General features: G+C 44.6%; 2 protein-coding genes. Both read right to left on the bottom strand.

The window, feature by feature from the left end; genetic code table 11:
* Positions 1-160: 160 nt before the first annotated feature.
* Positions 161-1,561: a Re/Si-specific NAD(P)(+) transhydrogenase subunit beta gene (pntB, locus tag GY683_RS03580; RefSeq protein ID WP_297287445.1), complete on the bottom strand. Its 1,401-nt coding sequence runs from the start codon at positions 1,559-1,561 to the stop codon at positions 161-163.
* Between the two features lie 18 nt (positions 1,562-1,579).
* The gene (locus GY683_RS03585; protein WP_297287446.1) at positions 1,580-3,145 is read right to left on the bottom strand and encodes a Re/Si-specific NAD(P)(+) transhydrogenase subunit alpha; all 1,566 of its coding nucleotides are present in this window, start codon (positions 3,143-3,145) and stop codon (positions 1,580-1,582) included.
* Positions 3,146-3,400: the final 255 nt, after the last annotated feature.

Below are 3,400 nucleotides of genomic sequence, written 5' to 3' on the forward strand. Positions count from 1 at the left end.
CAAAGTTAATGTTGGATACCAAAAAACGCCCAAAGTTAATGTTGGATACCAAAAAACGCCCAAAGCTAAAGCGTTGGACGGAAAAATTTCAACTCTTAATTCGCATGATAAATCCCTTATTATAAATCCCTTATTATATACAATCCTTGTAGTTTATGCCTTACTTAATATTTCCAAGAATGGCATCGACACTTGCTTTCGCATCCCCAAACAACATGCGCGTGTTTTCTTTAAAGAAGAGCGGATTACCAACACCCGCATAGCCTGATGCCATGCTACGCTTCATCACAATCACTGTCTCAGCTTTCCAAACTTCTAAAACAGGCATGCCGGTAATAGGACTATTGGGATCATCTTGGGCGGCTGGATTGACAGTATCATTGGCACCAATAACCAACACAACGTCCGTTTCTGGGAAATCTTCATTGATTTCATCCATTTCCAGAACGATGTCATAAGGTACTTTAGCCTCAGCTAGGAGTACGTTCATGTGTCCAGGCAAACGTCCAGCAACTGGATGGATACCAAAGCGCACAGTGATACCTTTATCACGGAGTTTATTGGTGACTTCAGAAACAGGGTGTTGCGCTTGGGCAACAGCCATGCCATACCCAGGGACAATAATGACACTTTTAGCATCTTGGAACAACTGGGCAGTTTCTTCCACGGTGGTGCTAACGACCTCTTTTCCTTCGTCATCTCCCGCAGAAATGCTTCCACCAGTTGTGCCAAAGCCGCCGGCGATAACGCTAAGGAAGTGACGGTTCATAGCGCGGCACATGATGTAGGAAAGGATCGCACCACTACTACCGACTAATGCGCCAGTGATGATTAACAGATCGTTTCCAAGCATAAAACCGATGGCTGCCGCCGCCCAACCAGAGTAGCTGTTGAGCATAGACACGACCACTGGCATATCTGCACCACCAATCGCCATGACCATGTGGACACCGAAGACTAAAGCGAGAACCGTCATAATCCCTAAGGGAATCAAGCCAGCCGAAACGCTTTCAGCATTGATAAACTCGACACCTAGCCAAATGCAGGCTAAACCAATACCGAGATTTAAAAAGTGGCGTGCTGGCAGAAGTAAGGGCCGACTACCGACGACTCCTTGTAATTTGCCAAACGCAATCACAGAACCTGTGAAAGTCACTGCACCAATCAGGACACCTAAGTAGATTTCCACTTCATGGATAATTTTTTCAGTGCCAGTAAAGTGTGAGGCGGCTTCTGGACCGATGTAATTGGCGAAGCCCACTAATACGGCAGCCACACCCACAAAGCTATGCAGCATAGCAACGAGTTGAGGCATACCTGTCATTTGAACGCGGGCAGCCACAGTGATACCAATAATCGCGCCGAGGACCATAACAACGATTAGGACTTCGTATTGAGTGACTTCGCCAAAAATAATGGCAAAAATGGCAATAAACATACCAATCATGCCATAGATATTGCCTCGACGTGCCGTTTCTGGATGACTTAACCCACCTAAGCTAAGAATAAACAGGATGCTGGCAATAATGTATGCCGCAGTAAGCAAACCTTCATTTATCATTATGTCCGTTCTCCTAATTTATTTCTGAAACATACGCAACATGCGTTGGGTGACAAAAAAACCGCCGCTAATATTAATAGTGGCAACCAATATTGATATCGCCGCTAGGATAGTCACAAGACTCGTAATGGGTCCTGATACCTGTAGCAACGCACCAACAACAATGATACCACTAATGGCATTCGTCACACTCATCAGTGGTGTATGCAAAGCAGGTGTCACATTCCAAACGACTTGATAACCAACAAAACAGGCTAATACAAAAACTGTAAAATGAGCCAAAAATGCAGGTGGGGAAACATGACCCAGTGCTGCTAATAAGCCCGCGCCTATAAGCATGAATAATGCACTTCCCAACCCACTAGACTTTTTCTCCTTTTCAGGTTGTGGTATAGCGACAGCCTCTTCTTTTTTCTGTGGCGCAATCGCTTGAATCTTGGGTTTGGGTGGTGGCCAAGTAATTTCACCGTCTTTGATGACTGTCGAGCCTCGAATAACGTCGTCTTCCATATCGACGTTGATTTGACCATCCTTTTCTTTGCATAAGTCAGTGAGCATGTGGCGCAGATTCGTGCCATAAAGCTGACTGGACTGGGTAGGTAATCGGCTGGGCAGATCGGTGAGTCCAATCAAGGTGACACCATGTTTGACAACGATTTGGCCTGGTTCTGTTAAAGCACAGTTGCCGCCTTGTTCCGCTGCCATATCAACTATCACGCTGCCATCACGCATGGATTCTACCATGCCAGCAGTGATCAGTTTAGGTGCAGGTTTGCCAGGTATCAATGCGGTGGTAATAATGATATCCACTTCCATCGCTTGACGGGCGAATAGGTCCATTTCCGCTTTGATAAATTCTGGACTCATTACTTTGGCATAGCCGCCTGTACCACTGCCTTCTTCTTCAAAGTCCAATTCGAGAAACTCTGCGCCCATGCTTTCGACTTGTTCCTTAACTTCTGGACGAGTGTCAAATGCACGTACAATGGCACCCAGTCCATTAGCTGCACCAACAGCCGCAAGACCAGCAACACCAGCACCGATAACCATGACTTTTGCAGGAGGTACTTTACCTGCCGCAGTGATCTGACCTGTGAAAAAGCGTCCAAAATGGTTAGCGGCTTCTATAACAGCGCGGTATCCACCAATATTGGCCATAGAACTCAGGGCATCCAGCTTTTGCGCTCTGGATATCCTGGGTACAGAGTCCATTGCGATGACAGTGACTTTGCGAGCCGCTAGTCTCTCCAGGAGTTCTGGATTCTGGGCTGGCCAAATAAAACTAATGAGACATGTCCCTTCTTGCAACAATTCTGCTTCATGCACACCAAGTGTCGGATGTGCTTCAGGCGCACGGACTTTCAATATGATGTCCGACTCTGCCCACAATTTTTTTGTGTCTTCTACAATCTCGACTCCGTCTTCCTTGTAGGCTTCATCGGAAAAATGGGCATTATCACCCGCACCCGTTTCAAGCGCAACAGTAAAGCCCAGTTTTTTGAGCCATTCTGTTGTCTCTGGGGTTGCAGCTACCCGTTTTTCTCCCTCATGGATTTCCTTCGGGATTCCTATCTTTAAAGGCATACTTCCTCCTGATAATGATTAGCAATTACCAATTAATTAATAAACCATTTTTTTATCATCATTATATAATAATTTTCTAATTTAACGTTTGAGCTACTGACAAGTTTAAACTTTTTTAACCAAAATTATGCAATCAGTATAAACCACTTAGAAGACTTTAGCAGATTTTAGCTTGAAGATTTAAAATTGATATAATATTATAAAACATTATTGGAAAAAATGATAAAGACTGACGCATTAAAAATATAATTATTC

Source organism: Moraxella sp. (assembly GCF_024227015.1).
Lineage (GTDB): Bacteria > Pseudomonadota > Gammaproteobacteria > Pseudomonadales > Moraxellaceae > Moraxella.

Excerpts from the sequence above, each read along its gene's own strand:
- GY683_RS03585 (WP_297287446.1), bottom strand. The coding sequence starts at position 3,145 with ATGCCTTTAAAGATAGGAATCCCGAAGGAAATCCATGAGGGAGAAAAA.
- pntB (WP_297287445.1), bottom strand. The coding sequence starts at position 1,561 with ATGATAAATGAAGGTTTGCTTACTGCGGCATACATTATTGCCAGCATC.